The organism is Mycobacterium sp. RTGN5 (assembly GCF_033804465.1).
Lineage (GTDB): Bacteria > Actinomycetota > Actinomycetes > Mycobacteriales > Mycobacteriaceae > Mycobacterium.
The window spans coordinates 1-258 of sequence record NZ_JAPZLA010000019.1; the positions used below are offsets into that span (position 1 = coordinate 1).

The 258-nt window shown below is 51.2% G+C and carries 1 rRNA gene; it reads right to left on the reverse strand.

Annotation, left to right across the window (positions count from 1 at the left end):
* Positions 1–99 (reverse strand): 5S ribosomal RNA (rrf, locus tag SLQ31_RS29425); the annotation flags it as partial.
* Positions 100–258: the final 159 nt, after the last annotated feature.

Sequence of the window (258 nt, forward strand, 5' to 3'; positions counted from 1 at the left end):
TACTTTTCCACCCTTTTGGGTAGTATCATCGGCGCTGGCTGGCTTAGCTTCCGGGTTCGGGATGGGTCCGGGCGTTTCCCTGCCGCTATGGCCGCCGTAACTCTATTCACTTTTCAGTGATCCCCGTTTTGTGTGGGGAAATCTAGTGTTTTGGTGGTGGGGTGCAGTGGTTTGACTGCTTGTGGAGTGTGGTTGCGGGCGTTGATGTGCGTCTTTTACTTTTTCCGATTCAACTTGGTTAGTTGTTTTGGTTGTTGT